The sequence below is a fragment of the Streptomyces sp. NPDC054840 genome (assembly GCF_053611065.1).
In genome coordinates, this window is record NZ_JBSGZP010000651.1 from 1 (window position 1) to 4,123 (window position 4,123).

Here is a 4,123-nt window from a genome sequence, read left to right on the forward strand (position 1 = left end):
GTACGGCACCAAGGCCCTTCGACGCGTTCTGAGAAGAGGTGCAGATGACAGTGGATGACTCGCTCGGCGGCCGGCTGGACGACGATGACTACCCCGCCTACACGATGGGCCGGGCCGCCGAACTCCTCGGCACTACCCCCGGCTTCCTGCGCGCCATCGGCGAGGCCCGTCTGATCACACCGTTGCGCTCCCCGGGCGGACACCGCCGGTACTCGCGCTACCAGCTCCGCATCGCGGCCCGCGCCCGGGAGCTCGTGGACCAGGGCACCCCGGTCGATGCCGCCTGCCGCATCGTCATCCTGGAGGACCAGCTCGAAGAGGCCCAGCGCATCAACGCCGAGTTCCGCCGCGCCGCGACCGCCACGCCCGACGACACCCGCTGAGCACCGACGGCTCGTCGTACCGGCCCGGGCGATCCAGCGGTCGTAGCCTGTACCTCTGTGACCTGCGGGTGGCGAGACCGGCCACCCGAGGAGAGACACGGGCAGCTGGGACATCGGCCCGTTCAACAACGACACCGGCCGTACTCGAACTACGGCCCGCCAGAGCCGCTACCGGAACTGCTGGCTGGGCCCATGACCGCTCCTGGGTCCTCTGCGCAGACCACGACCTGGGGGGCACCGAGGTCGCCGGGCTCGCACCGCTCATCCCGGCCTCCTCGACGTAGAGCCTGTCTCTTGGAGTGCGGTGCGTATGGGGGCTGCGTGTCGAACCTTTTCCCGCCCACGGCGGACGCGGCCGGGGCGGCGGGCGTGGCGTCGGGATGTGTGCGGGTTGGCGGGTGATGATGACGCAGTGCGACTTGATCATGTGTCCTATGCGGTGGCCCGCGACAGCTTCGTCTCGACCGTCCAGTGGATCGGATCGGCCCTTGGCGGCGGATTCGTCGACGGCGGCGTGCACCCGCGATTCGGCACCCGCAATTTCATTCTCCCGCTGAGCGGCGGCACCTACGTCGAGGTCGTCACCACACTCGACCACCCCGCCGCAGACCGCGCACCCTTCGGCCAGGCGGTCGCGCGCCGCGCCGCCGAGGGCGGAGGCTGGCTCGGTTGGGTGGTCTCCGTCGACGACATCGCGCCGGTCGAGGCCCGCCTCGGCCGCACCTCGGCCGAGGGCCACCGTGTCCGCCCCGACGGGTTCGACCTGAGGTGGAAGCAGATCGGCCTGTTGGAACTGCTGGATGACCCGCAACTGCCCTACTTCCTTGAGTGGCTGGTCCCCATCGAGGAGCGCCCGAGCGCCGACCCGCGTACCTCCACCACCATCCACGGGGTCTCCATCGCCGGCGACGCCGCCTCCATCGCCGAATTCCTCGGCGAACCGGCCGACCACCCTCTCGACCAGATCGACGTCACCTGGGTCGAGGATGAGGAACCGGGCCTGATCTCGGTCGAGTTCGCCACCGCCCACGGCCCGGTCACGATCTGACTCGCCCTGGCGGGACCTGCCCGACGGGCTCGGCCCGTTCCAGACCCGCGGCGAGCCCGCCGACCATGCCCTCGGACGCTCACGCGGCGGTCTGAGCACCAAGGTCCACCTGGCCGCCGACGACCGTGCACGGCCACTGGCCCTGACCGTCACCGCGGGCCAGGCCGCCGACGCACCTGCCTTCGAAGCGGTCATGGCCCGCATCCGCGTGCCACGAAGCGGCCCGGCAGGCCCCGAACCCGGCCGTTGGCCGTGCTCGCGGACCGGGCCTACTCCTCCCGTGCCATCCGGTCCCACCGCGGCGACGTGGGGTCCGCGCGGTCGTCCCGCGGCCGTCCGACCAGATCGGCCACCGCCTGCGGCGAGGACGCCGAGGCGGCCGCCCGCCCGGCTTCGACGCCGAGATCGACAAGCAGCGGAACAGCGTCGAACGCCGCATCAATCCGGCGGACGCCGAACTGCGCCCGCGCCGCCCACGGGATATCAAGGAGCGTGAAGGCCGGAGCGAGGCCCGACACACGCCACCGCGCCGTAAGGAGAACGTCTCGTGGAGTTCGAGGTCAATGGCACCCGGCACGCCGTGGACGTGGACGACGACCCGGCCGCCGTGGAGGTGATCCGGGACCGACTCGGTCTGACCGGCACCAAGCTCGTCTGCGCGGGCGGAGTGTGCGGCGCCTGCACGATCCAGGTCGACGGTGAACCCCGGGTGTCCTGCCTGACACCGGCGGTCGGGCTGGCCGGCCGACAGGTGACGACCGTCGAGGGCCTCTCGGGCCACCCCGTCGGGCGTGCCTTCGCCGGCGAGGACGCCCTCCAGTGCGGCTACTGCACCCCTGGGTTCGTGGTCGAGGCGGCGGCGTTCTTCGAGCGGTGGCGGGCCGCCCACGGCCGGGCCCGGCCCGGACGGGAGACCATCGCGGACGCGCTCGCGGGCCACCTGTGCCGGTGCGGCGCGTACGAGGGAATCTTCAGCGCGGTGGCCGCCGCCTGCGCGGGTGACTACGACACCGCCCCGGCCGGCGGGGAGGCGCCGACGGTCCCGCGCACCGAGGCCCCGGAGAAGACCGACGGATCGGCCCGGTACACCACGGACCTGCGCCCCGGGGGACTGCTGGAGGGCGTGATCATCCGCTCGCCGCACGCGCATGCGCACGTACGCTCCCTCGAAGCCGGCGACCTGCCCCTGGTACCGCTGCTGCCCCCGGACGGCGTAGTGCGGTACGTCGGGCAGCCGGTCGCCGCGGTCGCGGCGCCTGACCGGGCCTCCGTACGGGCGGCGGCCGCACGGGTCACGGTGGACTACGAGGTACTGCCGGCGGCCCTGGACGCACGCCAGGCCCGAACCGGCGAGGGCCCGTTGGTCTACGAGGACAAGGCGGCACGCAAGCGGGCACCGGGATCCGGCGAAACCCCCCAACTGGTGCCCGCCCGCTGGCGCGGCAACCTCCGGGGCCCGTCCGCCATGAGCAAACGTCCCGCCACCGCCGTGCGCCGCATCACCGAGGCCCGGATCCGCACCCCCGAACGGGTGGTGGAGGGCGTCTTCACCACCGCCGCACAGACGCACACCCCACTCGAACCGCACGCCTGCCTCGCCCAGTGGGTCGACGGCACCCTCCACCTGGACGTGTCCACCCAGTCCGTGAAGCACACGGCCGAGCTGGCCGCCGAACGCTTCGGTGTGCCCGTCGAACGGGTGGTGGCGCGGGCCGTCCACGTAGGCGGCGGTTTCGGCTGCAAGATGGGGCTGACCTCCGATGTCATCGCCGCGGTCGAGCTGGCCCGACTGCACGGCGCCCCCGTGCGGGTGGTGCTGGACAGGGACGAGGAACTCACCGACGGCGGATACCGGCCCGGCACCCGGATCCAGCTCGCGATGGTCGCGGACGAAGCCGGCGATCTGAGCGCGCTGGCCATGGACGCGGACAACGACGGCGGCGTCTCGGTGGGCGGCACCGTCGCGGCACTGGCCCGGTTCATGTACGGCAAGGCCCCCCGCCGGCTCCGCGACTTCGACACGCTCACCCACCGGCCTCCCGGCGCCCCGTTCCGCGGCCCCGGGGGACCCACGATGTGCTGGGCCCTGGAGCAGGCCGTCGACGAGATGGCCCACCGGCTCGGCCAGGACCCGATCGCCCTGCGCCGCCGCTGGGACGGCAACCCCAAGCGGCACGCCCTGTACGACCGGGCCGCCGCGCTCCCGGTCTGGTCGGGCCCCCGCGGCGGCACCGGCCGGTTCCGCCGAGGCGTCGGCGTCGCGGCGGCCAACTGGATGTACTTCCTCGATCCCGTCACCGAGGTCGAACTCACCGTCGAGGACGGGATCGTCGTCGCCCGCTGCGCGGTGCAGGACATGGGCACCGGCTCGCGCACCCTGCTCCGCCGGGCCGTCGCCGCGGGACTGAGGCTGCCCGAGGGGAGGGTGCGCGCCGAGGTCGGCCGGAGCGACGCCGTACACGGGCCCACCTCCGGCGGCAGCCGCACCACGCCCTCCCTCGTGCCCGCCGCCACGGACGCCGCCGACCGGCTGCGCGACGCGCTCGGCGGCGGTGATGTCGCCGCCCGGCTGGCCGGGGCGCACGGCGTCCGGGTGACCGGCCGGCGGCCCCGCGACCGCCGGGGCTTCGTGACCCCCTTCACCATGGGCGGTTTCGCGGTCGGCCGCGGCTTCACCGGATCGGTCCAGGTC

3 protein-coding genes and 1 pseudogene are annotated in these 4,123 nt (G+C 73.6%); all 4 read left to right on the plus strand.

Annotated features, from left to right (window positions below; genetic code table 11):
• The first annotated feature begins 44 nt into the window (after nucleotides 1-44).
• On the plus strand, nucleotides 45-383 hold the full coding sequence (locus ACWGIU_RS31580; RefSeq protein ID WP_453711541.1) for a MerR family transcriptional regulator: 339 nt from the start codon (nucleotides 45-47) through the stop codon (nucleotides 381-383).
• Between the two features lie 412 nt (nucleotides 384-795).
• The gene (locus tag ACWGIU_RS31585; RefSeq protein WP_453711542.1) at nucleotides 796-1,431 is read left to right on the plus strand and encodes a VOC family protein; all 636 of its coding nucleotides are present in this window, start codon (nucleotides 796-798) and stop codon (nucleotides 1,429-1,431) included.
• Nucleotides 1,432-1,489: 58 nt separating this feature from the next.
• Nucleotides 1,490-1,874, plus strand: a pseudogene (locus ACWGIU_RS31590) (transposase); the annotation flags it as partial.
• A gap of 104 nt (nucleotides 1,875-1,978) precedes the next feature.
• Nucleotides 1,979-4,123, plus strand: a 2,145-nt coding sequence (locus tag ACWGIU_RS31595) for a molybdopterin-dependent oxidoreductase (protein WP_453711543.1), incomplete at its 3' end; no start/stop codon positions are given.

What these genes read in the sequence shown, in the direction of transcription:
- ACWGIU_RS31580 (WP_453711541.1), top strand. Translation starts at nt 45, where the DNA reads ATGACAGTGGATGACTCGCTCGGCGGCCGGCTGGACGACGATGACTAC.